Below are 25,816 nucleotides of genomic sequence, written 5' to 3'. Positions count from 1 at the left end.
CGATGTTGTCCCATTCGGTGCCCCTTTCATGGACAGGGGTAAAGTACCCCAGTGTCCGGAAACAGGGACGAAGTCCAACTTGCTTACTTTCTCCCGGTGGAATTTCTACGTCTTGGCTTTGGCCGCCGTTGTCATCAACCCAAAAGATTCCCGCCGCTGGATGCCCATCTTCATCCATTAAGCGAATACTTCTTCCGAGAAGCGTATCCCGTTTTATCGGATACCCAAAGAACTTGGGCTCATTGAACACAGTTAAGGAATAGGTTTCGATCCACTGACCATTTCCTAAGTTTTTCTGCTGACTTCCGCCACCCTTTGCGATGGGCTTGGGTAGTGTCAGTCGGTGGTGAAAAAAAACAATCAGTGTTGACGACACAGCCCCTAGCAGTACACCGAGCCAAAACTGCAAATCCAATAAACTACCCCTAACTATTTCGGCTTACACGAACCCGATCTGGTTCCCTTGATAACTTGATTACGCGACCAATGGTCTGGCCCTTCAGCGTTGAATCTGCATATGCAGGTAAGACCGGAGGCGAAACACCTCTTCTGCTACAGTTGCCCGAGCCCATTTTCACCCTGTTTTCTGTACCTTTGAGCACTGTTTAAGTAATCGTTTCTGTTCCCTTGCAGCACGAATATCCTCATAATACTATCAGCAATTATTGGAGGGTTATAATTTGACAAAATTGTTAGTTCTGAGTGCTGGCCTTATTTTATTGGCCAACTGTTCTGTTACGGCACCTGTTGCAGCCATAAGTGAAGATGGACAGATCATGAGAGGTCAAGCCACAGCCACGGTGAGCGAGGGTTTTTTCTCTGTGTCTGATGGCCGAACAACTTGTTCCGGAAACTACAACCCTTTGGATTCCTCGTTGACCATTCCGTTATCAATACTGTGTAACGACGGACGAACGGGCATTGGTTCTGCTACACGAACCGCCGATGGCTTAGGTGGATCTGGCCAGTTCTCCATGAATGACGGTTCTCAGTGGCGCTTCGTGTTCGGCAATGCCGCTACGGCCCTACTATAGCTCCTGAGCAAACGGAATTAACCGATGACCTTCTAAAAAGAAGGGTAAATGGCACCCACACCACCCCCCGTCAGCCCCCGAAACGCCTCGTCAGCGGTCCTGTCCTGCGCCAGTTGGCGGTTCTCTAGCGGTCTCGTAACGGGTCTCTCTAGCGGTCAAAATGCCCGTCGATTCGCTCAGCAGAATGCCCCCGAAACCGCCCCAGTTTCTCGGGCTAGTTGGAAAAGTTCTAAGGTTTCATCGGGGGGCAAGGATTCCTACCACCCCAGCCAGATCATCAGAACATAGAACGACGACAGGATCTTGGGTCACCGATACCCGAGGAATGCCCCCGTTTATGCCCCCGGCACCCGAGCCACCCGTTAGCAACTATAGCGGGTTTAGCGGGGGTGCCCCTCCCTATTTGCGGGAGGAGCGGGTTAGCTTGTTTTGATCCGAGAGTTTTGCATAGCCACAGGGCTATAGCAGACCCCAATCGACACCGTTCGCCCGCCGATCCCGTTCATCCTGCAGGTTATCACGGCGGTCCCCGATGGTCAGATGGCGCGGGTTAATACATCGTCGGTTATGGCAGCGGTGGCGAATTACTTGATCGCGGGTGGCGGGGTATTGACGTAACTCGATAACTCACTAAATACCCTTGGATCACAGTTCATAATCTCGATTAAGATTGATGATTATATCGAACTGATAGCCGCCTCACCTCACTGGATGAGAACGGTCGTTAAAAACGTGGGCTTGGACATCGTAGCCTGCGTCGAATGTAAAATCCGTTGTCTGGGCGATCCCTGTACTCGGATTTCGATGATGAGCCGCAAGGCCCAAATAAAATTATTATTGACCCTGACCCTAACCCTGACCCCAACCCTGATATTAATTCTGACCCTAATCCTGACCCTAATCCTGATCCTGATCTACTGCGCCAAAAGCGCAGTGGACAAGCGCAGTGGACAGGTTTGTTTTGCGCACAACCAATCGTCACCAACCAAAGGATAGTCAGTGTGACCAAGTATGTATCTAGTAACGAGTTCAAAACAAAAAAACGCGAAAGAACATGGAGGACGCCCCGCCTAATAGCACATGGGCAAAGCATTATTGACGACGTGCATGTGGAGGTCCTGTCTAATGGCGAGGACAATGCGCCAGCTCAGACCACAGACACCAATCAGACCAACCCTACTACGGACGACCCTAAAGAAATATTATGTCGCGACTTGGCCAAAAACTACGTCCGCAAGGAAGGTCGGTTTTTCCGGCGAAACGATCCGACCACGGCCATTTCAGCGTCGGATCTTAAGCGCGCTGCCTTAATTCGCTTTTCGGAGAAATACCGCGACATCGAACTGACGGATGAACTTTGGCGTGAAGTCTACCAGTACGCCGTCGAGGCAATTCACACGGACAAAACTCAAACTATTCCTGTTTGGGACGGGCGCACCGAGTGCTGCCCTGAGGTTTCAGACGGGCTGATCTGGTCTAACGGGTCAGCGAGCATCAACTCGTGGACGAAGCCGGAGTACAGGAACCTAGGGCTAACCGAGGCCGATTACGGAATGTTCCTGGAACTGCTGGAGCGCATGTTCGGTCATAACTGTGATCGAGTTTTCTTCTTGGACTGGTTGTCCTGGAGCCTCCAGAACGAAGGCAGCAAGCCCAGCTTTTCGATACTGTTGTATTCCCAGACGAAAGGAACAGGGAAGAGTACCATTGGGCAAGCCCTCAGTGCACTGTTTGGCCCAAGTAACTCGATAGGGATCAACGGCATCTCCAAGCTGACATCCCGGTTCAATCAGACACTGATGTCGAAAAAGTTTATTACCTGCGAGGAGGTTAAGCTAAAGCCAGGCACTGACGCCGGAAACGCGGTCAAGTCTTTCATCACCGAGCCCAGAGTCGCCGTCGAGGGTAAGGGAAAGGAGGTTACCGAGGTCCGCAGCGTCAGCGTGTACCTGATGACGACGAACCACTACCCGCATTGGATTGAGCCAGATGACCGTCGGTTCTATGTGATTGATGCAAATCACCGGGGCCACGCTTCCGGACCAGACCATGAGGATTTCCAGTCCTTCATGTCCCGCTTCTATGAGTACATGGCTAATCCGGAGAACATCGCGCGCCTCTACAACGCGCTGATGGCCAGAAAGCAGTCGAACGGGTTTAACCCCCGGTCACTGAACATGGCTACGGTAGACACCCCGATAATGCAGCGACTTCATGCAGCTTCCGGCGAAGTGCTGCAGCAGGAACTGGCGGAACTCATCGCGGGGAGTGGAAAGTTCGCGATCCCACAGACCAATCTCCGGAAACTGTTTTCCGAGAATCTCAAGGCAAACCCGAACCGACTGGCTCACATGATGAACGAACTTGGGTGGATTCCCGCAAAAGCAAAGTGGGGTGGAACTGACTACGCTCGGGTCGTTTGGGTTCACCCGGACTACCGCGTCTCAAATGGCCGCGTTCTGGGCCCAGATGGTTACGACGAGCCCGTAGATCGCATTGAAGAGGAGGTGGAAATCATATGAGAACTCCTGTTTTTCGAGAGCGGAGCCGTTTGCAGGCTTGGTACGAAGACGTCTTGGCTAATCACTATGACGAGGCGCAAGGGCGCGTGGAAGAGTTGCTGGCTGATACGGAAGTTGACGGAAACGGGTGTATGGTCACCGATACTGTGCAGCCACGGAAACTTCGGTTTCGCGGGCATCAAGATCGCGCGTATAGGTTCGTCTACTGTATAACCCGTCGGCTCCCCGCCACCCGCGATCAAGTAATTCGCCACCGCTGCCATAACCGACGATGTATTAACCCGCGCCATCTGACCATCGGGGACCGCCGTGATAACCTGCAGGATGAACGGGATCGGCGGGCGAACGGTGTCGATTGGGGTCTGCTATAGCCCTGTGGCTATGCAAAACTCTCGGATCAAAACAAGCTAACCCGCTCCTCCCGCAAATAGGGAGGGGCACCCCCGCTAAACCCGCTATAGTTGCTAACGGGTGGCTCGGGTGCCGGGGGCATAAACGGGGGCATTCCTCGGGTATCGGTGACCCAAGATCCTGTCGTCGTTCTATGTTCTGATGATCTGGCTGGGGTGGTAGGATTCGAACCTACGATACACGGTACCAAAAACCGCTGCCTTACCACTTGGCTACACCCCAACGGTGAGCGGCTATCTACGATTGTTGATGGCAGGGTTCAAGAGCGTTTTGCAAAAAAAACGAGCGCCGTAAATTTTTTTTGAAGGCCCCTCATTTGGTGTCGATCAACACCGCTCCGATACGGTTGCCTTCCTGTACCATCGCATGGGCGGCAGCGCATTCTTCCAGTGTAAAGACCTTATGAACGGGGCAGGTCAATGCGCCATCAGTCAGTGCTTTGTGGAGTGTCTTTATTGCGGCGGCGCGCAAGTCTGCGGGCAGCAGGTAGATCAGGACTGCCTCGAGTGTCACGGCCTTGAACATCATGGGTCCAAATGGAAAGACGGGTGTCATATTCCGGGCAGATCCATATGCGTTGACACGGCCGTTCTCGGCGATGACGGCAATGTTGGTGTCAAGGTTCTGTCCAAATTCGACATCGACGATTCGACCAATTGCACGTCCATCATTTGCGTCGAGAATCTGATCCGAAAGGTGTTCACCGGAGTAGTCGAGAACGACATCTGCACCAGCTGCCTTGACCCGGTCAAAGCTGCGAGTGCTGGCCGTTGCGATCACTTTGGCTCCGGCCCATTTGGCAAGCTGGACAGCCAGATACCCGACAGTACCCGCCCCACCATGGATCAAAATGGTTTGCCCGCGCGGCGTGCCGCCCGAGAACACTGCGTGGCTTGCGGTAAGGCCCGGAATTCCAAGAATCGCTCCGGTTTCAAATGACACTGTTTCGGGCAGTTCCAAAGCCTGAGATTCAGGCAGGGTGATGTGGCTGGCAGCTGTACCGAACGCGCGTTGCCATTGCCCGTTCCAAATCCACACGCGCTGACCAATCCGCGTCGCGGGTACGCCATCGCCAACCGCTGTGATGACTCCAGCCCCGTCACTGTGCGGAACGATCAGCGGAAACGGAGGTTCTGTGACGCCTGGCCGGGTTCCCGCGCGGGCTTTGACGTCCGAGGGATTTACGCCGGAATAAGACAACTCGACCGTGACTTCACCCGGTCCAGGCGGAACCGGGGGAATATCCTGAACACGCAAGACATCGACAGCGTCTCCGAAGGCTGAATAGGTGACTGCGCGCATAGGGTCCTCCGTTTAGGTCGAGTTAAGCGGCGATTGGGCCGGTAACTCAAACAGCTTGTCGCGCTTTTTCGGGGCGATGCGCAACCGCGGATACCGAAATTTGTCTTTCGCCTATTCCCGAATTTCGGAAGGATCGACGCCCCAAAGGTTCGATTTCAATGTCCAGCCACGGTATCCGCCGGCGGTGATCCTGCACCAGTCCAGCGAACAAGTTCCAAGGCGCGCTACTACTCCGGTCTCGAAATGGGCATTCACGGGCGAGGTCGGGTCGGGGCGGGCATAAACAGGCAGCATCTCGGATTCGATCAGCACCGTTCGGACGCCAGACAACAAGGCATAGTGAACCCAGCCACCCGCGCCGTCGCGGTCTTGGACCTTGCGCCAGTTGCCGTATTCGGCAGTGACCTGCAGCGGCATGCCACGCCTTTTGAATACCCAATCGATTCGGTGGGTTAGGGATGGTCCGCGTCGCACGTTCCCTTCGGCTGCCTTCATCGACACATATCGGGGCAAGGGCAGGTTGGTGACCGATCCGCGTTTGACTTCGGCATGTGCGGCGCAGGCACCGAACATGACCAGAAATGCGGAAACTACCGCCAGAGATCGGCGTTTTACCGGTCGAATACCACTCACTGACTGCCCGCTCTTATGCCTGTTGATCCGGTTTTGAAAAAAGGTCGACTCAATGCCATTGGGGTTCTTGTGCCCCGCCTTATCCTGCGCCACGATGCCATGGCGCGCGTCCGTTTGCAAAGCAGTGGGAGAGCCGAGGTGCCAAGAGAACGTTTAAGTGTTGTCGTTACGCGACGGTTGCCTGAGGCAGTAGAAACCCGGTTAAGCGAATTGTTCGACGTGCGCCTGCGCGACGACGACACCCCAATGACGCGCGAAGAATTAGTAGCAGCGGTGCAGGATGCCGATGTGCTGGTGCCTACGGTGACCGATACCATTGATGGCGGGCTATTGGGTCAGGCAGGTGAAAAACTGCGGCTGATCGCCAATTACGGGGCCGGTGTCGACAATATCGATGTGGCGACGGCGCGGCAGCGCGGCATATTGGTGTCCAACACGCCCGGTGTGCTGACCGACGACACGGCAGATATGACCATGGCCCTGATTCTCGCTGTCACACGGCGCATTCCCGAAGGGTTGAGCGTCATGCAGCAAGGCGACTGGACCGGGTGGGCCCCCACCGCGTTTCTGGGTGGTCGCATTGGCGGGCGGCGTTTGGGTATTCTGGGCATGGGCCGGATCGGACAGGCTGTGGCCCGCCGCGCCAAGGCGTTTGGTATGCAGATCCATTATCACAACCGCCGCAGATTGCGCCCAGAGATTGAGCAAGAGCTGGAGGCGACCTATTGGGAAAGCCTGGATCAGATGGTGGCGCGTATGGATGTGATATCTATCAACTGCCCATCGACACCGTCTACCTTCCACCTGATGAACGCGCGCCGCCTAAAGCTGATGAAACCCTCGGCAGTGATCGTGAATACTTCGCGGGGTGAGGTTATTGACGAGAACGCTTTGACCCGGATGATCCGTGCGGGGGAAATTGCGGGCGCAGGGCTGGATGTCTACGAACAGGGAACCGGTGTGAACCCGCGCTTGCGGCAGTTGCCGAACGTGGTTCTACTGCCGCATATGGGGTCGGCCACGCTGGAGGGCCGGGTTGAGATGGGTGAAAAGGTCATCATCAACATCAAAACCTTCGAAGATGGCCACCGCCCACCGGATCAGGTTGTGCCTGCGATGCTCTGACGCGTCGGAAAGGATCATGGATGGACGTGTTTGAAGGGGGATGCCGTTGTGGAAAACTGCGCGTCACGGCTTCGGGTTGTTCTCTTCGCGTCGGGATTTGCCATTGTCTGGACTGCCGCAAACACCACGGCGCGTTGTTTTATGCGGCGGCTATTTTTCCGGCGGATGCGGTTAAGATCACCGGAAATGTGAAAGGTTATTCTGACCGGTACTTTTGCCCTGATTGCGGATCTCCGGTATTTGCCCGAAGCGGTGCCGAAGTCGAAGTGCATCTGGGCTGTCTTGACGCGCCTGACCAATTCATACCGACATATGAATGCTGGACCAAACGGCGCGAGGCGTGGCTACCCGAATTTGCAGAGACAACCCGCTATGATCAGGATCGTCGCGCCGAAGAAACCGAACCATAGGGGAAATGGCGAAACTTCGCTGTGATAACACGCTGCCATGCCTGATCGTTGCAGAGGGGGCAAAATCCTTACAGGATTGAAAATAAAGATTGTATTGGAGGGTTAGAACAGATGAGACATGTTTCAGCACTGCTGCTTACTACCGCACTTGCTATTTCGACACCGGGGTTCGCTCAGGAAACAGCCGATGCCGTTGCACCCGAAGCCGCGACAGAAGGGCAGGTTCAGGCGATGACCGACGAGGTTATTGCGGCCCTCGAAGCCAAGCTTGAGGGCGTTCCGGTCACATCCGAAAACTGGATGATAGCTGCGGCCAATCCGCTGGCGGTCGAGGCAGGGGCTAAAGTGCTGCGCGCGGGCGGGTCTGCCGCGGATGCGATGGTTGCTGTGCAGGTCGTGCTGGGGCTGGTCGAGCCGCAATCTTCTGGTCTGGGCGGGGGAGCGTTTCTGGTTTGGTACGACGCGGCCAGCGGGCAGATGACAACACTGGACGGGCGCGAAACGGCACCCCTTGCCGCAACCCCGACGCTGTTTCAGGATGAAAACGGCGAGCCGCTGAAATTCTTCGATGCGGTGGTGGGCGGATTGTCGGTGGGTACACCGGGTACGCCTGCACTGCTGGAAGAAGCGCATCGAAGATGGGGGCGCGCGTCTTGGCCTGGACTGTTTGCTGACGGTATCCGATTGGCGGATGAAGGGTTTCTTGTTTCCCCGCGTCTGGCCAGCCTTGTAGAAAACGATGCTGACCGCCTGTCGCGCTTTCCCGAAACAGCCGCATATTTCCTGCCTGACGGTCAGCCGTTGCAGCAGGGAGAGCGGTTGATGAACCCGGATTATGCCGAAACAATGCGCGTGCTGGCCAGCGATGGCGCTGCCGGTTTTTACGGAGGTGAGATCGCTGCGGATATCGTGCGAACTGTTCGCAATGCCCCAGGAAATCCCGGCGTTCTTGCAGGGGTGGATTTGGCGCTCTACCAGGTGATCGAACGTGAACCGGTCTGTGCCGAATACCGCGCCTACGAGGTTTGCGGCATGGGCCCGCCGTCGTCGGGTGCGCTGACCGTCGGGCAGATTCTGGGGATGTTGAACAGCTATGATCTTGCAGCAATGGGCGCTGAGAGCGCCGAGGCATGGCGCCTGATCGGCGATGCTTCGCGCCTCGCCTTTGCGGATCGTGGGCGGTACATGGCCGATAGCGATTTCATACCCATGCCCACCAAGGGGCTGGTTGAACCGGGTTATTTGACCCAGCGGGCAGCCTTGCTGGAAAGCGAGGTGGCCTTGTCCGAGGTCGCACCGGGCCAACCGGAATTTGACCATGCTTTGATTTGGGCGGACGACGTGTCGCTGGAGCTGCCGTCAACCTCGCATATCTCGATCGTGGACAGCTATGGCAATGTGCTGTCGATGACGACGACGATCGAGAATGGTTTTGGGTCGCGCCTGATGACAAACGGGTTCCTGCTGAACAACGAGCTTACTGATTTCTCGTTCAAGACACACAGCGACGGTGTGCCGATTGCCAACCGGCTGGAGCCTGGCAAGCGTCCGCGCTCATCCATGAGCCCGACAATCGTGTTGCAGGATGGCGAGCCGGTTCTGGCTATCGGGTCTCCGGGCGGCAGCCGGATTATCGGCTATGTCGCCAAGTCCATCATCGCCTGGGCCGATTGGGGAATGGACGTGCAGCAGGCGGTTTCCCTGCCTCATCTGGTCAACCGGTTCGGAACATATGATGTTGAGGCTGCGACTTCGGCAGAAGGATTTACAGACGCGCTTGCTCAGCTGGGTTTTGAAGTCAACGCACGCGACCTGACTTCGGGGCTGCACGCCATCGAAATCGGTGACGGGCTGAGCGGTGGTGCCGACCCGCGCCGCGAAGGGATTGCGCTGGGCGAATAGACCCTCGGTATTAGTGGGGATTGCCTGCTTTCAACGGGCCTTTTAGTCATAGGCTGAAAGGCCCGAAATGCTTTGGGGCAGGGGAGGATGACAATGGTGCAGGCAACCGCATTGCCAAGGAATGAAGCTGGTATTGAAACCGTCATAAGCATTCTCAAGCAGCGCTTTGGCGACAGGTTGCAAACGGGTGCCGCTGTCCGTGAACAACATGGGCACACCACGACCTGGATCGAAAACCAAAGCCCCGATGCCGTGGTTTTCCCGCATTCGACGCAGGATGTTTCGGACATCGTCAAAACCTGCGCGGCGCATCGGGTGCCAGTGATCCCGTTCGGAACAGGAACATCTCTGGAAGGGCATGTAAATGCGCCAGCGGGGGGCATCTCGGTCGATCTGACGCAAATGGATAGTGTGCTTGCAGTTCATGCTGAGGATCTGGATTGTGTCGTGCAGCCCGGTGTCACGCGCGAAGCGTTGAATACCCATCTGCGCGATCTGGGCCTGTTCTTTCCGATTGATCCCGGGGCGAATGCGTCGCTGGGTGGGATGGCTGCCACTCGCGCGTCGGGCACCAATGCGGTGCGCTATGGGACGATGAAGGACAACGTTCTCAGCCTTGAAGCCGTGATGCCAGACGGTCAGGTCATCCGTACCGGGCACCGGGCCAAGAAATCTTCGGCCGGCTATGATCTCGCCCGTCTTTTGATCGGGGCGGAAGGCACGCTGGGAATCATCACCGAGCTGACATTGCGGTTGCAGGGTATCCCCGAAGCGATCAGTTCGGCCCGGTGTTCCTTTCCGACCGTCGATGCCGCGTGCCGTGCGGTGATGATGACGATTCAGTATGGCATCCCGGTTGCCCGGATCGAGTTGCTGGACGAGTTGTCGGTTCAGGCCGCCAACGCCTATTCCGGGCTGAGTCTGCCGGATACACCGTTGTTGTTGCTGGAGTTTCACGGCTCGGAAAGCGGTGCCACAGAGCAAGCTGAAACCTTTGGTCAGATCGCCGAAGAGTTTGGCGGCACGGATTTTGCAGCGACTTCGACCACCGAAGAACGGAACAAACTTTGGCAGGCACGGCACGATATGTATTGGGCGTGTCTGCAACTGCGCCCCGGTGCGCGGGGCATCTCGACCGATGTCTGCGTACCGATCTCGCGTCTGGCTGAATGTGTGACCGAGACGCAGAAGAAAGCTGCCGGCCTCGGCTTGTTGGCCCCTATCGTGGGTCATGTTGGGGACGGCAATTTCCATACGCTGCTGCTGATCGACATGGAAAACGTTGAAGAAGTTGCCAAGGCCGAGGCGTTTGTCGGCTGGCTGAACGACATGGCGATATCCATGGAAGGCACATGTACCGGTGAACATGGCATCGGGCAGGGAAAGCGACCGTATCTGAACAGGGAACTGGGTGCTGCCACGCGGTACATGGCTGCGATCAAGGCCGCGCTGGACCCAGACAACATCATGAATCCCGGCAAGATCTTGTCGGACGACACGTAGCCGTATTAGCCCCCTGGTCCGTATTTGCGCCCTCAAAACGTCCACATGTTCTGGTTTCACAGGGTTGATGACAGAGGATGGTCGACATGAGCGTAAAATATCTGGCGGGGTTTGTAGCCATCTGCGGGTTGGCTGTTGCAGGGCTGGACTATGTTCAGCAAGCCAAATCATCGGAAAGTGGTTTGGGCGTGAAAGAATATCTTGCCTCGGTCTCCTCGCGTGTCGGTCTTTCTGACGGCTGGTTCACGGCAGAGGCGCAACCTTCGCCATCACAGGAACCGGCGGTGAAGAATCCCTCGGAAGAAAGTGGCAAATTGGTTTGCGTCTCGGTCGGAACAAGCAAACGTTGCCGTTCCGGTGGTTGAGGGCAGCAGTCCAACGAATGAATTGCGACCCGCTTTCGATATTCGGGTCGTTTTTTTCATATCACTGGTCGGATGAATGTCGCGCTTTCCCCCTTAAGTGCGCCATATGGTGTCAACTGATTTCAAGGGGAGACGCCCGGTTATGAAAACCCAAGTCAAAGCATTGGTCGTAGGCGGCGGCGCCGTTGGGACCTCGATTGCCTATCACCTGGCCAAAGCAGGCTGGGACGATGTGATGTTGATCGAACGGGACGAACTGACGTCCGGGTCCACCTGGCACGCCGCGGGCCTGTTGCCGCTGTTCAACATGTCCTATGCGACGACCCATATCCACAAGTATTCGGTGGATTTCTACAAGACGCTTGAGGAAGAAACCGGCCTGAATGCAGGCTTCGCGGTTGTGGGCAACCTGCGCATGGCACAGACGCAAGAGCGTATGGACGAATACATGCTCTATGCCTCGACCGCTGAAACCTGTGATGTGAAATACGAGTGGCTGACCCCGGACCAGATCAAGGAACGCTGGCCGCTGATCGAGACATCGGATCTGAAGGGCGCGATCTATCACACCGAGGACGGTTATATTAACCCTGCCGACGTGACCCAAGCGATGGCCAAGGGGGCCCGTCAGCGTGGCGTCGAAATCGTGCGCAAGATGCAGGCTGACGCCTTCCATTGGAACGGCACGCACTGGGAAGTGACCTGCACCAAGATGGTCGAAAAGGGCGGCAACCTCGTACCTTCCGACGAGCAGGTCGTGATCACCGCCGAACATGTTGTGACCGCGTCGGGCAACCACGCGCAGCGCACCGCCAAGATGCTGGGCATCAAAATGCCTGCAATCCCGGTCGAACACACCTTTATCGTCATGGACAAAGACCCCGAGTTGGTCAAATGGCGCGAAGCAGGCAACCCAGAGCACCCCGTTGTTCGCGACGCCGACAACGAATCTTATGCACGTGAAGAACGCGGTGGCTGGATTCTTGGTATCTACGAACACGGCGCCCCTGCGCAGTTCGAATTCGGCGTTCCGGACAGCTTCCGCGCCGACCTGTTCCCGCTGGATCTGGACCGGATCGCCGAGCAGTATATGGCAATGGCCGAGCGCGTGCCGTCCTGTGCCGAATCCGGCCTGAAGGATGATTTCAACGGCCCGATCTGCTATACACCGGATGGCAACCCGCTGGTTGGTCCGGCTCCGGGTTTGCGCAACATGTGGCTGGCTGAGGGTTTCAGCTTTGGCATCACCGCTGCGGGCGGCACCGGCTATTATCTGGCACAGATGATGGTCGATGGCGAAGCCGAGATCGACATGGCATCGCTGGACCCCAAGCGTTACAGCAGCAACTGGATGACCACCGAGTTCGCGGCACGCAAGAATGAAGAATGCTACGAGCATGTCTACATCCTGCACCACCCGGATGAAGAGCGTGAAGCCTGCCGTCCGCTACGGACCGTTCCGGCCTATGATCGCCAGAAAGCCCGCGGTGCTCAATTCGGCTGGGTCAATGGCTGGGAACGCCCGAACTATTTCGGCCCGCTGGACGCGCCCGAGAATTTCGACAAGGAAGCGCGCTCGTTCCGCCGTGGCGGCTGGTGGCAATATGCCGTCGAAGAAGCCAAGGCGATCCGCGAAGGTGTTGGTCTGATCGACGCGTCGGCCTTCACCAAGCATGTCGTCAAAGGCCCCGGTGCCACGCAGTTCCTGGATTGGTTCACCTGCAACAAGCTGCCCAAGGTCGGTCGTATCAACCTGACCTACGCGCTGACCTCGAATGGCACCACCCGCACCGAATACACCATCGTCCGCAATGGCGAGAACAACTACTACATCGTCTCTGCCGGTGCATGGACCGAGTACGACGCCGACTACCTGCGTAAAGCGGCTGAGGACAAGATGGCGGAGTTCGGTTACATCGAAATCCAGGACGTGACCACGCAATGGGGCGTCTTCGCCATCGCCGGACCCAAGTCGCGTGACGTTCTGAAAGAAGTCATCAAAGACGCCGATCCGGAAACCGCACTGTCCAACAAGCGCTTCCCATGGTTGTCGGCCCGTCAGATCGAACTGGGCATGTGCCCCGTGAACGCGATCCGCGTGGCCTATACCGGTGAGCTGGGCTGGGAACTGCACCATCCGATCGAGATGCAGAACTACCTGTTCGACCTGCTGGAAAAAGCCGGTGAAAAGCACGGCATGAAACTGGTCGGTGCCCGTGCCCAGAACTGGCTGCGTCAGGAGAAGTCCTATCGCGCCTTCGGCACCGAGTTGGGCCGCGATGCGACCCCGCTGGAAGCCGACCTGCCGCGCTTTGTCGACCTGTCCAAGGACTTCCACGGCAAGGCCAAGCTGGAAGAGACCGGTGTGCGCGTCAAGTGCTGCACCTTGCTGATCGACGGTCCGGCCGATGCTGACCCGTGGGGCCGCGAGGCGCTGTATACGCCGGAAGGCGAGCGTGTAGGTCGTCTGACCTCGGGCGGCTATTCTGTCGCGTTCGAGAAGTCGATCGGCATGGGCTATGTGAAGCCTGATCTGGCGGTCGAAGGCACCAAGCTGAAGGTCAAGATGCAGGACAAGCTGTGGGATGCTGTCGTGACATGCGACAGCCCCTATGATCCGAAAAACGAAACCATCCGCAAGGACGGCTGATCAATCTAAGGCCCCGGAATTTCCGGGGCCTTTTCTGTTGGTTACGCGGATAGTTCGTCGAAACATTCCAACGCCTTGGCAGCATACATCATGGCTGGTCCACCACCCATCTGAATAGCCATACCCAAAACGTCGGACACCTCTTCGCGCGTTGCGCCCGCTTTGACCAGTGCATCGGTGTGCAGGGTAATGCAGGGCTCGCAGCGGAGCGACACCGACATGCCCAACGCAATAAATTCCTTGGTTTTATAGTCGAGCGTTCCGCCTTCCTTCACAGCCTTCCCAAGCGCGCCGAATGCGCGCGAAGTGTCGGGAATGGCCCCGTTGAGGTTGCGCAAACTGGTGCGCGTCGCCGAGAGCTTTTCTTGCCAAGCCATATTGAGTGCCTTTTTCATATAAGATAACGGGAATATGTGCGGGCAGTGGTAATTTGACTTTGATCTCGATCAGTTGACCGGGCGCTCGGAAACAAATGCAAGGTTATTTGCGGGCATGTCGATGGTTTTCAGCACGCGCAACCCTACGTCCTGAAACAGGCCAAGCATATCTTCGTCGTTCTTGTATCCAATGTCTGGATCTTGCCCGATCAGAGCCTCGTGAAAACTTTTGTCCCCGTCGCTTGTCAATTGGCCCGAGCGTTTGAATGGGCCATACAAAACGAACCTCCCATTTTCAGTCAGGGACTGAGCGATTTCGGCGAAAATGGTTCTGGTGTCCTGCCAACTGATCAAATGTATCAGGTTGATCAAGACGATCAGGTCCTGCGAAGGAAAGCGGGTATGCCAGCCCGAATTCGTTGCGTCCAGATGTTCGGCACCTGCCACGTTGGGTAAGGCGCTGGCATAGGCGTCGATGCTATTGCGGCGCTCAGGGTCAGGTTCGGTGGGATGCCACGTCAGATCGGGCAGCAAATCAGCAAATCCACAGACATGCTGACCGGTTCCGCTTGCAATCTCCAGCGCGTGCCCGCGGCGCGGTGCCCAGTCTTGTAGCAACGCACAAAGCGCATCCAAGTTTCGCGTCGCTGCCGGGGCTACCAGTTTTCCATCCTCACCCGCGTTGGCGACACTCGCAGAGGGCGGTAGATTGCGTTTGATCATCTGTTCAACCTGTTTGGGGTCAGCGATTTGATGCTGTCTGGATCCAGCACCGGCGTGTATCCAACCACCAGATCACACAACAACTGCGAAGCTGCCGGTGCTGTTTGGAAACCATACCCGCCTTGACCCGCAGACCAGATGAACGATGGATCAATCGGGTCAGGCCCAAGCACCAATGTTCCATCTGGTGCGAAACTGCGCAATCCTGCCCAGTTTGTTTCGACGCGTGTTACTGGTTCGGTCATCAATTCTTCATAGCGCGCCAGACCTTCGGCCAGCACCATATCGTCGGCATAGGCGTCCTGAGGTGGTACCGGGTCGGCTTCGGCAGGCGAAACAAGCAGCTTGCCCGCGTCCGGTTTGGCGTACCATGTTTCACCCGTGCCCAGCATCATGGGCCATCCGGATACATCATGGCCCCCGGGGGCGGGCAGCCGCGCCATGGATCGGCGGCGAGGAGAGATGCCGATAGGTGGTATCCCGGCAAGCTTGGCGATCTCGTCCACCCATGCACCGGTCGCATTCACCAAATTGCGGGCTTCGAAGATTTGCCCGGCCTCGACCAGCCAATGCCGCTCTTTTCGAATACCGGTTACTTTGCTTTTCGTTGCAACGGTTCCTCCGTTCTGGCGAATAGCCCGCGCGAAGTCTTGCAACAGGCGATCGGTATCGATGTCAAACGCAGCTTCACTGATAGCCGCGAAACCCACCTTGGCCAGGTTCAGGATCGGAACGTTCGAAACCGCCTGATCGATGGGAATTCTTTCCATGTTCAGATCCTTGCGGTCGGCTTCGAAAACCTCGCTTTGGTCAAACGAACCGATCAACATCAGTCCGCGCCGTGTCAGGTACCCACCGTTCTGTGTGTGCAGGAACGCGGCCCCAGCCGTGTTCAGCGCCACCACGGATGGCGGACCATAGCTTTGCTCAAACAGGGCTGCCGAGCGACCCGACGCGTGATACCCCAAGGCGTCTTCGGCCTCCAAAACCATCACGGTTCCATGTTCCGACAAGCGCGCGCCCGCACTCAACCCGGCAATTCCGCCCCCGATGACGAGGAAATCGATCATTATTTGTGTTCCTTCCGCAGCAGGTTCGCCACAAGTTTTCTGGGTTTCATTTAGCTCTCTGGGTCAAGCACTTGGCATTTCGAAGAATCTCCAAAATATATGCAGCCTTGAATTTGGGCTTCAACCCGTTCAAAGAAGTATCAAAACGAACAGGAGGGCAAGGTGACCGCAGCAGATCTTCATCCAATGGCCACTGGGCACATTCCCCGATACGTCGTCGCAGCTGACGGAAGCGATTACCTTTTTTCGGCTATGGTCGTCTTCTTTGTCATTCTCGTGGTGCTGATCGGTGTTGGGTACCTGACGCTTCATTCGGTTCCGGAAAAAATGGCGCACGAGAACAACCATCCGCAATTTCAGTTGGTGGGCATTCTGGCACTGCTGGCCCTGTTTACACATAACGGGATTTTCTGGATTGCCGCCGTACTGGTCGCAGGGTTTCAGTTTCCGGATTTCGCCTCCCCGCTTAGAAACATCGCCGATGCCATTCGTTCTCTTGGAGGTGCAAGTGCTCCGGAACCGGTGCCCGAGGCACCTGTGCCAACCCCTGGCGTTTCAGAAGTCACCGACGTGCAGGAGCAAAACACATGATTGAGACCCTGCTTTGCGCCCTGATCACGGTGCTGCCCGATTATCTGTTCCGCCGGTTTGTTCAGGGCAAACGTATCGGTCACGAGATCACCCTTTTCACCATGTGGTACGAATTGCGCTGGGGCCTTACGACCTGTGCCATTCTGGCGCTGACGGTAATCACCACGCTGTTCTATTTTCACCCAGCCAGTAAAACCGCAGCGTCCTATTTTCGAACCGTGACGATCCTGCCGCAACTTGGCGGTCGCGTTTCGGAAATATTCGTCAAGAATAACGAGTTGGTAACCGCTGGTCAGCCGATTTTCAGGATCGAAGATTTCAGCCAGGCAGCGCAGGTTCAGGCGGCAAATGCACAGATTGCACAGGTTCAGGCCTCGCTGCGCGTGGCTGAAACTGATCTGGCCGAGGCTGATGCCGGTATTGCCGGTGCCAAGGCGGCTTTGGCGCAGTCCTTGGACGATCTTGAAAGAAATACGACCCTGCGCGACCAAGGTTCAAGCGCTGTCCGACTGACCGAGATTGAGCGGTTGGAAAACCTTGTTGCCGAGCGTGAGGCGCAGGTTGTTGCGGCCGAATCCAGACGTGCGGCAGTTGAACAGCAGATCGAGGAGCTGATCCCCGCGCAACTGGCCAGTGCCATAGCACAGCTGGACGCCGCGCAGACCGAGTTGGACAAAACACTGATTGTCGCCGGTGTTACCGGACGGGTCGAGCAGTTTAGCCTGCAAGTCGGTGATTACGTGAGCCCCTTGTTGCGCCCTGCTGGCATCCTCGTTCCATCGCATACCGGACATGACCGTTTTCAGGCGGCTTTCAACCAGCTGTCTGCTCAGGTGATCAAACCAGGTATGATCGGTGAGTTGGGCTGCATGACCAAGCCTTTCACCGTTATCCCCACTGTGGTGGTCGAGGTGCAGGATGTCATACCGTCCGGCCAGATCCGTCCATCAGATGAATTGCGGGATGTGCAGAACAATACTAATCCCGGATCAATTCTGGTCTTTATGGAGCCGCTGTATAAAGGTATGGCCGATGACATTCCTCCAGGCAGCAACTGTCTGGCCAATGTCTACACCGACAACCATGACCGTCTGGAACACGAGGATTTGGGCTTTTGGCAAGCTGCTTTCCTGCATGTGGTTGACACAATTGGCGTGGTCCATGCGGCAGGTTTGCGTTTGCGCCTGATCCTGATGCCGGTCAACACTCTGGTACTGACCGGGCATTGATCCGGCACCAGTAGAACAGTTCTTAAAGCGCCCGGCAAGTTCCTTGCCGGGCGCTTGTTTTTTTACAGTGCTGCTTTGAACAGCTGTGTCAGGTTTTCTTTGGTCAACTCAATCGGGTTCCCGCCGCATGAAGGGTCGATGATTGCGCCTTCGACGAGGGTTGGGATTGAGGTTTCGGTCACGCCGAGGTCTGCCAGCTTTCGCGGGATACCAAGGCTGTCGTTGAATTCCTGCACAAAGGCGCGGAAGCCATCGAACCCGCCTTTGATGCCCAGATAGGCGGCAGCGTTCTGGAACCGGTCGGCGATGGCGGGGGCGTTAAAGTCCAGCACGGCAGGCATACAGACCGCGTTTGTGGTGCCGTGATGAGTGTTAAAGTGCGCGCCAACCGGGTGGCTCATGGCGTGGATCGCGCCCAGTCCCTTCTGGAACGCGGTCGCGCCCATGGCCGCCGCGCTCATCATCTGGGCGCGGGCCTCAATGTCGCTGCCATCTGCGTAGGCGCGCGGCAGATAGTCCTTCACCAAACGCATGCCTTCCAGTGCGATGCCCTGGCTCATCGGGTGATAATGCGGGCTCGAATAGGCTTCGACGCAATGCGCGAAGGCGTCCAGACCGGTGCCTGCGGTGATGAATTTAGGCATCCCAACCGTCAGTTCAGGATCGCAGATCACCACCGTTGGCAGGACCTTGGGGTGGAAGATGATCTTCTTGGCGTGGGTCTCGGAATTGGTGATGACACTGGCACGACCAACCTCGGACCCGGTCCCCGCAGTCGTTGGAACCGCAATGATCGGCGCGATTGCATCCGCGTCGGCGCGGGTCCACCAGTCACCGATATCCTCAAAGTCCCATACCGGGCGCGTCTGGCCGCACATGAAGGCGACCATCTTGCCCAGATCCAGCCCCGAGCCGCCGCCAAAGGCAATCACACCATCGTGCCCACCGGCTTTGTATGCCGCAACGCCCGCGTCGAGGTTTTTCTCATTTGGGTTTGGGTCCACATCACTGAATACACCGCGGCCCAGACCGGCCGCCTCCATGATATCCAGCGTCGCCGCTGTGATCGGCAGATCGGCCAACCCTTTGTCCGTGACCAGCAGGGGTTTCTTCATCCCGGCTGCGGCACAGGCTGCGGGCAGTTCCTTGATGCGCCCGGCACCAAATTTGATTGCGGTCGGATAGGACCAGTTTCCAACAAGTGACATGTCAGGTTTCCTTTGTGATTTGAGACCTGCTCGGGCGAGGGGGTCAGACCCGAGCAGGCCGTCGTCCTTAGCCCGTGACCTTCTTCAGGTGGTAGGATTTTGGACGGGTGAGATTGTGATAGCCGATGACCGAAAGACCACCGCCGCGTCCGGTATTCTTGCAACCGGTCCAGCACAGCCCAGGATCCAGATAGTCGGCCCGGTTCATGAAGACGGTGCCGGTCTCGATCTGGTCGCCCACACGCGCCGCGCGATCCACATCGCGGGTCCAAAGGCTGGCAGTCAGGCCAAATTCGCTGTCATTCATCAGCGCGATGGCCTCGGCATCCGAGGACACTTTCATGATGCCCACAACTGGGCCAAAGCTTTCGTCCCGCATCACCCGCATATCATGGGTGACATTGGTCAGGATCTGCGGCGTCAGATACGCGCCGCCATCATCCTCGGGGAAGGGGTCGATATGCGCGACCGCGCCGTCCTCAACCGCTTCGGCAATTTGTGCGCGCACCTCGTCAGCGAAACGGACATTTGCCATTGGGCCTATCGTGGTTTCGGTGTCCAGCGGATTGCCCAGCTTGTAGCCTTTCACGATTTCTACGGCCTTGGCGACAAAGTCGTCATAAAGGCTTTCGTGAACGTAAATCCGCTCGATCCCACAGCAGCATTGGCCCGAATTGAACATTGCGCCGTCGATCAGCGTGTCAACCGCCGCGTCCAGATCGGCGTCGTCCATGACATAACCCGGATCCTTGCCGCCCAATTCTGTGCCGACGCCTGTAAAAGTCCCCGCCGCCGCACGCTCCATGGCCTGACCGCCACCAACCGAACCGGTGAAGTTCACAAAGTCGAACGCGTTGCCCGCGATCAGACCATTGGTCACGTCGTGGCTGAGGAACACGTTCTGGAACACGTCTTCAGGCACACCCGCCGAATGGAACGCCTGCGCCATCCGCTCACCAACCAACAAGGTCTGGGTCGCGTGCTTCAGAACAACGGTGTTGCCCGCGATCAAAGCGGGGGCCACCGTGTTGATCGCCGTCATGTAGGGGTAGTTCCAGGGCGCAACTACAAAGACCACCCCATGCGGAATGCGCTTGATATAGCGTTTGAAGGTTTCATCCTCGCCCACGGCAATATCTGCCAGTGACGTCTCGGCGATCTTTGCCATATGGCTGGCGCGTTCGTTGAATCCCCCAAACTCGCCGCCATAGCGCACCGGGCGGCCCATCATATGGGCCAGTTCCGGAACAATCTCATCATTCATTGCGCCGACGGCCGCGACGCCCGCCATCACCAGATCAATCCGCTCCTGCAACGGTCGCGCTGCCCATCCGGCCTGCGCCGCCCGCGCACGGTCAGCAATCTCAAACGCTGCATCCCGAGACAGTACTTCTCGTTCGGCAAATACCGATCCATCGATCGGCGAGACACATTGCAACATCTGCCCCATAGTCACTCCATCTCTAAAGAGAGCAGGATCCCTGCTTCATCTGGCCAAAAATATCCCGGGGTGCGCGAGGGGCCGGCCCCTCGCTTCCTCCATCTCAAGCCCGCTCAAACCCGCGGGCAATTTCCCAATCGGTTACCACGCGTTCGAATTCCTCGATTTCGACCTCAGCCGCGCGGGTATAGTGATCGACAACGTCATCGCCCATGGCCGCGCGCAGCATCTGTGACCCGTGCAAAGCGTTGCGTGCATCCTTCAAAGTACCCGGGATCTTTCCCGTCTCTCCCTGATAGACATCGCCTTTGGTCGGCGGCTGCAACTCCAGCCCTTCTTCGATCCCCGCGATCCCTGCCGCCAGCATCCCTGCAATCGCCAGATAAGGGTTCATGTCCGATCCCGGAATACGGCACTCGACCCGTATCGCCTTGGTTCCATCCCCGCACAGGCGGTACCCAGCCGTACGGTTGTCTACCGACCAGATGATCCGCGTCGGCGCAAAGGTGCCCTTCATGAACCGCTTGTAGCTGTTGATGTACGGCGCCATGAAATACGTGTAATCGGCAGCGTATTTCAGCAGACCGGCCATATAGCTTTTCATCAGCGCCGACATGCCCAGTTCATCCCCGGCATCATAGAAGGCAGGTTTGCCATCCGCCCAAAGCGACTGATGCACATGCGACGAGCTGCCAACCCTTTCATGATGCCATTTCGGCAGGAAGGTCGCCGCATGACCCTGCTGCCAGGCGATCTCTTTCACCGCGTTCTTGGCGATCGAGTGATACTCTGCCGTGTCCATCGCAGGCGCGTATTTGATGTTCAGTTCTTCCTGTCCGGCCTCGGCTTCACCTTTGGTGTTCTCGACCGGAATACCCGCATCCCACAGGTGGTTCCGGATCGGGCGCATCACATGCTCTTCCTTGGTGGTCTGCAGAATGTGATAATCTTCGTTATACCCCGAGATCGGCTCCAGATCGCGGAACCCTTCCTTGCGGATCGCATCAAAGCTTTTCGCGAACAGGAAGAATTCCAGCTCGGTGGCGCACATCGCCTCATACCCCATCGCCTTCAGGCGGTTCACCTGCTTTTTCAGGATCGAGCGCGGCGCATGTGGCACTTCCTCATGGGTGTGGTGATCCAGCATATCGCACATCACCATCGCGGTGCCTTCCAGCCAGGGCACCGGGCGCAATGTGCTCAGGTCTGGCTTCATCACATAGTCGCCATAACCCCGCTCCCAGCTGGTCGAGGCATACCCATCCGGCGTCGCCATCTCGAGATCCGTGGCCAGCAGGTAATTACAGCAATGGGTCTCTTCCCACGCGCCAGCCACAAAATGACCTGCATGAAAACGCTTGCCCATCAACCGACCCTGCATGTCAACCATGCAAACCAATACAGTGTCGATCGCGCCGTCTGCGACAAGCGATTTCAGGGTTTCGAAAGTCAGAGTTGCGGTCATGAAACAAACCTCATGCGTTGAGTAGGGGCGCTGAATGACAGCGCCCCTGTTTTGATATCAATCGAAAGTGTAAGGAGCGCCGGCCTGGTTGATGACCGAGTTGTACTCACGGAAGATGCCAACGATCTTCTGGTGAATTTCGCCTTCCTGTGCGACCTCGTCCCAGAATTCGATAGCGGCATTTTCCACTTCTTTCCATTCTGCCGCCGGAACCTGTCGCAACTGCAGTTTGTCGCCATTCGCGCGCAAGGCCGCTTCGCCGCCCCAGTACCACTGGTTACGATAGGTGTGGCCTGCTTCGACACCTGCCATCACAACCGATTTCAGGTGGTCAGGCAACTCGGCCCAGCGTTCCTGGTTTGCAAACCAGGACCCGATCCACGCGCCTGAGATGTTGTTGGTCAGGAAATAGTCGGTCACATTGGCCCAGCCAACAGTGTAATCTTCAGTGATGCCCGACCAGGCCATTCCGTCCAACTCACCGGTTTGTACCGCCACTTCCGCGTCTTCGTAAGGGATATTGACTGGTACAACACCAAACTTGGCCAGAAAACGCCCTGCCGTCGGGAAGGTATAGAGCTTCAGCCCATCCAGGTCGCCAAGGCTCTTGATTTCCTTTTTGGTGTTAAAGTTGCAGGGGTCCTGACCCGCTGCCGACAGCCACGTCACGCCAACCTTCTCATATTCCGAGCGCCAGATATCAGCCAGACCGTACTGGTTGAACAGCACCGGAACGTCCAGAATATGCTTGGTGGCGAAGGGGAAATAACCACCGAACTGACGCAGCGGAGTAGGCGAAGCCATGGAATCGTCGTCCGAATGCACACCGTCAATCGTGCCGCGTTGCAGGGCCTGGAACAGTTCACCTGTCGGAACGATCTGGTCCGCATAGAACAGTTCGATCTCAAGTTCGCCATTGGCATTGGCGTTGATGTAATCGATGGCTGGCTTGGTCACATGTTCGCCCAATGCGCCACCGGCATAGGTCTGGAACCGCCACTTGATGGCGGATTGCGCTTTGACGATCGCAGGAGAGGCCAATGTGGCGGCCCCCGCCAGACCGGCGGAACTTAGAAATCTGCGTCTTGTAGTCATTGTCTTTCTCCTCTGTTTAGTCTTGCTGAACTTCGCCCCTTGCCGGGGTCTTGTGACTTAATTTCCATAGACATAATTCGGCAGCCAAAGCGCGATTTCAGGAAAGATGATGATTATGGCCAAGGCGCAGACCATCACCAGAACAAAAGGAACGATCGAGCTGTAGATATCGCGCAGCGAAATTTCCGGGGGGGCCATCGCGCGCATCAAGAACAGGTTATAGCCGAATGGCGGCGTCATATATGCGATCTGCGTGGTGATCGTATAAAGCACGCCGTACCAGATAAGATCAAATCCAAGCGCACCCACCAGCGGAACGTAAAGCGGCGCGACGATAACCAGCATGGCAGTATCGTCCAGAAACGTACCCATCAGGATAAAGCTGAGCTGCATGAGAACCAGGATCATCCACGGGGAAAGACCCAGTTTTTCGGTAAACAGGCTTTCGATTGCCTTGACCGCACCCAACCCGTCGAAGACAGCGCCAAAAGCCAGAGCCGCCAGAATGATCCACATGAACATGCACGAGATGCCCAGGGTGTGCCGAATAGAATTCTCGAAAACCGTGCGTGTCAGCCGTCCTTTCAGAAAGGCCGCCAGCATGGCCGTTGTGGCTCCGATGGCGGAAGATTCCACCAACGAAGTCCAGCCGTTAACAAAAGGGACCATCATCACCATGAAAATGCCCAAAGGTAACAATCCGGCTTGCAACAGCAGCAGCTTTTCTCGCAACGGAATGTCGCGGTCTTCCGCGGGCAGGACCGGGCCGAGCGATGGGTTGATGCGGCAACGGATGATAATGTAGATGATGAACATGGCTGCCATCATCAGCCCGGGTATCACTCCGGCGAGCCATAACTGGCCGACGGGTTGCCGCGCAATCATCGCATAAAGAACCAGAACAACGGATGGTGGCACCAGAATCCCAAGGGATGATCCGGCCTGAATGACGCCGGTCACCATGCGCTTGTCATAGTTCCGGCGCAGCAATTCCGGCAAGGCGATCGTAGCGCCGATTGCCATACCTGCAACGGACAACCCGTTCATTGCCGATATCAGAACCATCAGCCCGATGGTTCCGACAGCCAGACCACCGGACAAGCCGCCCATCCAGACATGGAACATCTTGTAAAGGTCATCTGCGATCCGACTTTCGGAAAGGATGTATCCCATGAAAATGAACATGGGCAGTGTCAGCAGCGGGTACCACTTCATGACCTTGATCGCAGCGGCAAAACCCAGATCGTAGCCGCCCCGATCCCCCCATAGGAACAAGGCCGAAACCACAGCGACACAGCCGATTGCACCAAAGACGCGCTGGCCGGTCAGCATCATAAGCATCATTGATGCGAACATCAGCAAGGCAATCATCTCGTATGACATCAGATTACCTCGCGCGGGATATCGTCGCCGCACAGGCGCAGAATATCTTTGAACAATTCTGATATGGCTTGCAGCAGCATCAGGGAGATACCGATAACCATGATCAGCTTGACCGGCCAAAGGTAGGGTCGCCAGATCGTCGCGCTGCGCTCACCACCATATTGGAAGGAATACATCAGGCTGTCCCATCCCCCCCACAGCAAGATGACCAGATAGATGATCAGGAATACGACTGTGAAGGCATCCGTCCAGGCCTTGCGGCGATGAGACCATTCGCCATAAAGCAGGTCCATTCGCACGTTTGACCCCATCTGGATCGAATAAGGGCCACCAAGCATGTAGTAGGCCACCATGGCGAACTGAGCCATCTCGAGCGTCCAGAGCGACGGCACGAAAAAGGTTTTCGAGACCGAAGACCAGAACAGAATACCCATCATGACGAATATGCCGTACATGACGACGCGCCCGATCCAGCGGTTCGTTCGATCAATGACCGCCACGTAGCCCCGCAAGAACTTCATCTCGATACCTCAGCTCTCATTGTTTCGCCTCTGTGTGCGAATACGCATCAATTACCGTTTGCAGGATCGGCGTCAGAATCCCGGCAATGCGGTCTACTCCCGTTGGAGTGTCGATAAGATCGTTTCGAACTTCGACCATGACATTCGGAAGCCCCCGACTGATCGCATGTTCCTGCAACGTATGCGTGACGCCATCCGTGGCAGAGTAAGGTTCGTTCAACGCGGCTTTCAGACCCGAGTTCTTGGCGCATTGCAGCATAAGTTGGGCCGCCCTGTCGTCTTCGTCATGAAGAATGCCCAATTCGACTGATCGGGTCTTACCGTTGTAGACGGGCGTGAAACTGTGCATCGTGACAACGACAGGCGGCCGGTCCCGTGCGTCCAGAGTAGACGACAACAGTTGTTTGAACGGCTCATAAACCTCGCGGATCCTTTGGGCACGTTGAGCGTCCGTCAGGTTTTCGTTGCCAGGGATGGAAAACACTTCGCTTACCTGCGGCATTGCATCTGCACGTTCAGGCGAGCGGTTGCAGTCGTAAACAAGTCGGCTGATGCAGGAATGAACCAGCGGCGCGTCCAAGGCCTTCGTCAGTTCGACCGAAAGCGCCAATGCGCCGATATCCCAAGCGGCATGAGACAATGCGGCGTCCTCAGTCAGGCCCAATCCGTTCAGTGACGCTGGGATGAATCGGCTAGCATGTTCGCATACCAAAACGCATTGTGCCCGGCCGTTGGCGTTCTGCACGCGGGCTGCCGGAGCTTCGGTTGGTAGTAGCATTGATGTCTCGGAATCGTGGTGCATAGGTAGCATTTGTTACAGCAACCTCAGACCTGTCAAGAAAATTACTGTAGACAA

Annotated in this window: 24 protein-coding genes and 1 tRNA gene; 10 read left to right on the top strand and 15 right to left on the bottom strand. The window is 56.7% G+C overall.

The window, feature by feature from the left end:
* The coding region (locus AC2FPW_RS11715; protein ID WP_496813807.1) for a hypothetical protein at window positions 1-415 on the bottom strand (415 nt) is incomplete at its 3' end.
* Window positions 416-1,493: 1,078 nt separating this feature from the next.
* On the bottom strand, window positions 1,494-1,619 hold the full coding sequence (locus tag AC2FPW_RS11710; protein WP_496813813.1) for a hypothetical protein: 126 nt from the start codon (window positions 1,617-1,619) through the stop codon (window positions 1,494-1,496).
* 416 nt (window positions 1,620-2,035) lie between these two features.
* Between AC2FPW_RS11710 and AC2FPW_RS11705 the strand changes: the two genes are divergently transcribed.
* Both AC2FPW_RS11705 and AC2FPW_RS11700 read left to right on the top strand, forming a co-directional pair.
* On the top strand, window positions 2,036-3,556 hold the full coding sequence (locus tag AC2FPW_RS11705; RefSeq protein WP_496813806.1) for a primase-helicase family protein: 1,521 nt from the start codon (window positions 2,036-2,038) through the stop codon (window positions 3,554-3,556).
* Window positions 3,553-3,927 carry a hypothetical protein gene (locus tag AC2FPW_RS11700; RefSeq protein ID WP_496813805.1) on the top strand — a complete coding sequence of 125 codons (375 nt, stop codon included), beginning with the start codon at window positions 3,553-3,555 and terminating at the stop codon, window positions 3,925-3,927. The genes AC2FPW_RS11705 and AC2FPW_RS11700 overlap by 4 nt, the downstream gene beginning before the upstream one ends.
* A 187-nt stretch (window positions 3,928-4,114) precedes the next feature.
* Here the strand turns inward: AC2FPW_RS11700 and AC2FPW_RS11695 are convergent.
* From AC2FPW_RS11695 to AC2FPW_RS11685, 3 genes are all read right to left on the bottom strand, one after another.
* Window positions 4,115-4,189: transfer RNA gene (locus AC2FPW_RS11695), tRNA-Gln, on the bottom strand.
* 90 nt (window positions 4,190-4,279) lie between these two features.
* Complete coding sequence (locus AC2FPW_RS11690; RefSeq protein ID WP_496813804.1) at window positions 4,280-5,269, bottom strand: NADPH:quinone reductase; 990 nt, start codon at window positions 5,267-5,269, stop codon at window positions 4,280-4,282.
* Window positions 5,270-5,380: 111 nt separating this feature from the next.
* Window positions 5,381-5,842, bottom strand: coding sequence for an SH3 domain-containing protein (locus tag AC2FPW_RS11685; RefSeq protein ID WP_496813811.1), 462 nt, complete (start codon window positions 5,840-5,842; stop codon window positions 5,381-5,383).
* A gap of 198 nt (window positions 5,843-6,040) precedes the next feature.
* Between AC2FPW_RS11685 and AC2FPW_RS11680 the strand changes: the two genes are divergently transcribed.
* The 6 genes from AC2FPW_RS11680 (at window position 6,041) to AC2FPW_RS11655 (ending at window position 13,857) form a co-directional block, all read left to right on the top strand.
* Window positions 6,041-7,027, top strand: coding sequence for a 2-hydroxyacid dehydrogenase (locus tag AC2FPW_RS11680; protein ID WP_480482079.1), 987 nt, complete (start codon window positions 6,041-6,043; stop codon window positions 7,025-7,027).
* A gap of 20 nt (window positions 7,028-7,047) precedes the next feature.
* Window positions 7,048-7,437 carry a GFA family protein gene (locus tag AC2FPW_RS11675; protein ID WP_496813803.1) on the top strand — a complete coding sequence of 130 codons (390 nt, stop codon included), beginning with the start codon at window positions 7,048-7,050 and terminating at the stop codon, window positions 7,435-7,437.
* Between the two features lie 111 nt (window positions 7,438-7,548).
* Window positions 7,549-9,339 (top strand): gamma-glutamyltransferase, encoded by a 1,791-nt coding sequence (ggt, locus tag AC2FPW_RS11670; protein WP_496813802.1) that lies wholly within the window; start codon window positions 7,549-7,551, stop codon window positions 9,337-9,339.
* A gap of 93 nt (window positions 9,340-9,432) precedes the next feature.
* Window positions 9,433-10,842 carry an FAD-binding oxidoreductase gene (locus tag AC2FPW_RS11665; protein WP_496813801.1) on the top strand — a complete coding sequence of 470 codons (1,410 nt, stop codon included), beginning with the start codon at window positions 9,433-9,435 and terminating at the stop codon, window positions 10,840-10,842.
* An 86-nt stretch (window positions 10,843-10,928) separates the two neighbouring features.
* Window positions 10,929-11,207: a hypothetical protein gene (locus tag AC2FPW_RS11660; protein ID WP_496813800.1), complete on the top strand. Its 279-nt coding sequence runs from the start codon at window positions 10,929-10,931 to the stop codon at window positions 11,205-11,207.
* Window positions 11,208-11,349: 142 nt separating this feature from the next.
* The gene (locus AC2FPW_RS11655) at window positions 11,350-13,857 is read left to right on the top strand and encodes a GcvT family protein (protein ID WP_496813799.1); all 2,508 of its coding nucleotides are present in this window, start codon (window positions 11,350-11,352) and stop codon (window positions 13,855-13,857) included.
* Window positions 13,858-13,898: 41 nt separating this feature from the next.
* Here the strand turns inward: AC2FPW_RS11655 and AC2FPW_RS11650 are convergent, their stop codons facing one another.
* The 3 genes from AC2FPW_RS11650 to AC2FPW_RS11640 form a co-directional block, all read right to left on the bottom strand.
* Window positions 13,899-14,234, bottom strand: a complete 336-nt coding sequence (locus AC2FPW_RS11650; protein ID WP_209504659.1) for a carboxymuconolactone decarboxylase family protein — start codon at window positions 14,232-14,234, stop codon at window positions 13,899-13,901.
* Between the two features lie 69 nt (window positions 14,235-14,303).
* Window positions 14,304-14,957, bottom strand: coding sequence for a DUF938 domain-containing protein (locus tag AC2FPW_RS11645; protein WP_496813797.1), 654 nt, complete (start codon window positions 14,955-14,957; stop codon window positions 14,304-14,306).
* The gene (locus tag AC2FPW_RS11640) at window positions 14,954-16,027 is read right to left on the bottom strand and encodes an NAD(P)/FAD-dependent oxidoreductase (RefSeq protein WP_496813796.1); all 1,074 of its coding nucleotides are present in this window, start codon (window positions 16,025-16,027) and stop codon (window positions 14,954-14,956) included. Before AC2FPW_RS11640 ends, AC2FPW_RS11645 begins: the two co-directional genes overlap by 4 nt.
* Before the next feature lie 162 nt (window positions 16,028-16,189).
* Here AC2FPW_RS11640 and AC2FPW_RS11635 point away from each other — a divergent pair, with 162 nt between their 5' ends.
* Window positions 16,190-16,618, top strand: a complete 429-nt coding sequence (locus tag AC2FPW_RS11635; protein ID WP_267364708.1) for a hypothetical protein — start codon at window positions 16,190-16,192, stop codon at window positions 16,616-16,618.
* Window positions 16,615-17,847, top strand: coding sequence for an HlyD family secretion protein (locus tag AC2FPW_RS11630; RefSeq protein WP_480506169.1), 1,233 nt, complete (start codon window positions 16,615-16,617; stop codon window positions 17,845-17,847). Before AC2FPW_RS11635 ends, AC2FPW_RS11630 begins: the two co-directional genes overlap by 4 nt.
* Window positions 17,848-17,909: 62 nt before the next feature.
* Here AC2FPW_RS11630 and AC2FPW_RS11625 read toward each other — a convergent pair whose 3' ends face one another.
* The 7 genes from AC2FPW_RS11625 to AC2FPW_RS11595 form a co-directional block, all read right to left on the bottom strand.
* On the bottom strand, window positions 17,910-19,055 hold the full coding sequence (locus tag AC2FPW_RS11625; RefSeq protein ID WP_496813794.1) for an iron-containing alcohol dehydrogenase: 1,146 nt from the start codon (window positions 19,053-19,055) through the stop codon (window positions 17,910-17,912).
* Window positions 19,056-19,122: 67 nt separating this feature from the next.
* Complete coding sequence (locus tag AC2FPW_RS11620) at window positions 19,123-20,505, bottom strand: aldehyde dehydrogenase family protein (protein ID WP_496813793.1); 1,383 nt, start codon at window positions 20,503-20,505, stop codon at window positions 19,123-19,125.
* A gap of 94 nt (window positions 20,506-20,599) precedes the next feature.
* On the bottom strand, window positions 20,600-21,961 hold the full coding sequence (locus tag AC2FPW_RS11615) for a glutamine synthetase family protein (protein WP_267364712.1): 1,362 nt from the start codon (window positions 21,959-21,961) through the stop codon (window positions 20,600-20,602).
* Window positions 21,962-22,018: 57 nt separating this feature from the next.
* Complete coding sequence (locus tag AC2FPW_RS11610) at window positions 22,019-23,056, bottom strand: TRAP transporter substrate-binding protein (protein ID WP_209504652.1); 1,038 nt, start codon at window positions 23,054-23,056, stop codon at window positions 22,019-22,021.
* 57 nt (window positions 23,057-23,113) lie between these two features.
* A complete protein-coding gene (locus AC2FPW_RS11605) occupies window positions 23,114-24,439 on the bottom strand; it encodes a TRAP transporter large permease (RefSeq protein WP_496768892.1) in 1,326 nt (441 codons plus the stop codon).
* Window positions 24,439-24,960, bottom strand: coding sequence for a TRAP transporter small permease subunit (locus AC2FPW_RS11600; protein ID WP_480967640.1), 522 nt, complete (start codon window positions 24,958-24,960; stop codon window positions 24,439-24,441). Before AC2FPW_RS11600 ends, AC2FPW_RS11605 begins: the two co-directional genes overlap by 1 nt.
* A gap of 16 nt (window positions 24,961-24,976) precedes the next feature.
* Window positions 24,977-25,738, bottom strand: coding sequence for an N-formylglutamate amidohydrolase (locus AC2FPW_RS11595; RefSeq protein ID WP_496813792.1), 762 nt, complete (start codon window positions 25,736-25,738; stop codon window positions 24,977-24,979).
* Window positions 25,739-25,816: the final 78 nt, after the last annotated feature.

Source organism: Ruegeria sp. SATB027, assembly GCF_059613825.1.
Note: the sequence above shows the minus strand (reverse complement) of the source record. Positions and strands in the feature narration are given on the sequence as shown.

Excerpts from the sequence above, each read along its gene's own strand:
- AC2FPW_RS11660 (WP_496813800.1), top strand. The coding sequence starts at position 10,929 with ATGAGCGTAAAATATCTGGCGGGGTTTGTAGCCATCTGCGGGTTGGCT.
- AC2FPW_RS11650 (WP_209504659.1), bottom strand. The coding sequence starts at position 14,234 with ATGGCTTGGCAAGAAAAGCTCTCGGCGACGCGCACCAGTTTGCGCAAC.
- AC2FPW_RS11610 (WP_209504652.1), bottom strand. The coding sequence starts at position 23,056 with ATGACTACAAGACGCAGATTTCTAAGTTCCGCCGGTCTGGCGGGGGCC.
- AC2FPW_RS11600 (WP_480967640.1), bottom strand. The coding sequence starts at position 24,960 with ATGAAGTTCTTGCGGGGCTACGTGGCGGTCATTGATCGAACGAACCGC.
- AC2FPW_RS11690 (WP_496813804.1), bottom strand. The coding sequence starts at position 5,269 with ATGCGCGCAGTCACCTATTCAGCCTTCGGAGACGCTGTCGATGTCTTG.
- AC2FPW_RS11630 (WP_480506169.1), top strand. The coding sequence starts at position 16,615 with ATGATTGAGACCCTGCTTTGCGCCCTGATCACGGTGCTGCCCGATTAT.
- AC2FPW_RS11640 (WP_496813796.1), bottom strand. The coding sequence starts at position 16,027 with ATGATCGATTTCCTCGTCATCGGGGGCGGAATTGCCGGGTTGAGTGCG.
- ggt (WP_496813802.1), top strand. The coding sequence starts at position 7,549 with ATGAGACATGTTTCAGCACTGCTGCTTACTACCGCACTTGCTATTTCG.
- AC2FPW_RS11645 (WP_496813797.1), bottom strand. The coding sequence starts at position 14,957 with ATGATCAAACGCAATCTACCGCCCTCTGCGAGTGTCGCCAACGCGGGT.
- AC2FPW_RS11700 (WP_496813805.1), top strand. The coding sequence starts at position 3,553 with ATGAGAACTCCTGTTTTTCGAGAGCGGAGCCGTTTGCAGGCTTGGTAC.
- AC2FPW_RS11665 (WP_496813801.1), top strand. The coding sequence starts at position 9,433 with ATGGTGCAGGCAACCGCATTGCCAAGGAATGAAGCTGGTATTGAAACC.
- AC2FPW_RS11685 (WP_496813811.1), bottom strand. The coding sequence starts at position 5,842 with ATGTTCGGTGCCTGCGCCGCACATGCCGAAGTCAAACGCGGATCGGTC.
- AC2FPW_RS11605 (WP_496768892.1), bottom strand. The coding sequence starts at position 24,439 with ATGTCATACGAGATGATTGCCTTGCTGATGTTCGCATCAATGATGCTT.
- AC2FPW_RS11620 (WP_496813793.1), bottom strand. The coding sequence starts at position 20,505 with ATGGGGCAGATGTTGCAATGTGTCTCGCCGATCGATGGATCGGTATTT.
- AC2FPW_RS11675 (WP_496813803.1), top strand. The coding sequence starts at position 7,048 with ATGGACGTGTTTGAAGGGGGATGCCGTTGTGGAAAACTGCGCGTCACG.
- AC2FPW_RS11595 (WP_496813792.1), bottom strand. The coding sequence starts at position 25,738 with ATGCTACTACCAACCGAAGCTCCGGCAGCCCGCGTGCAGAACGCCAAC.
- AC2FPW_RS11655 (WP_496813799.1), top strand. The coding sequence starts at position 11,350 with ATGAAAACCCAAGTCAAAGCATTGGTCGTAGGCGGCGGCGCCGTTGGG.
- AC2FPW_RS11625 (WP_496813794.1), bottom strand. The coding sequence starts at position 19,055 with ATGTCACTTGTTGGAAACTGGTCCTATCCGACCGCAATCAAATTTGGT.
- AC2FPW_RS11615 (WP_267364712.1), bottom strand. The coding sequence starts at position 21,961 with ATGACCGCAACTCTGACTTTCGAAACCCTGAAATCGCTTGTCGCAGAC.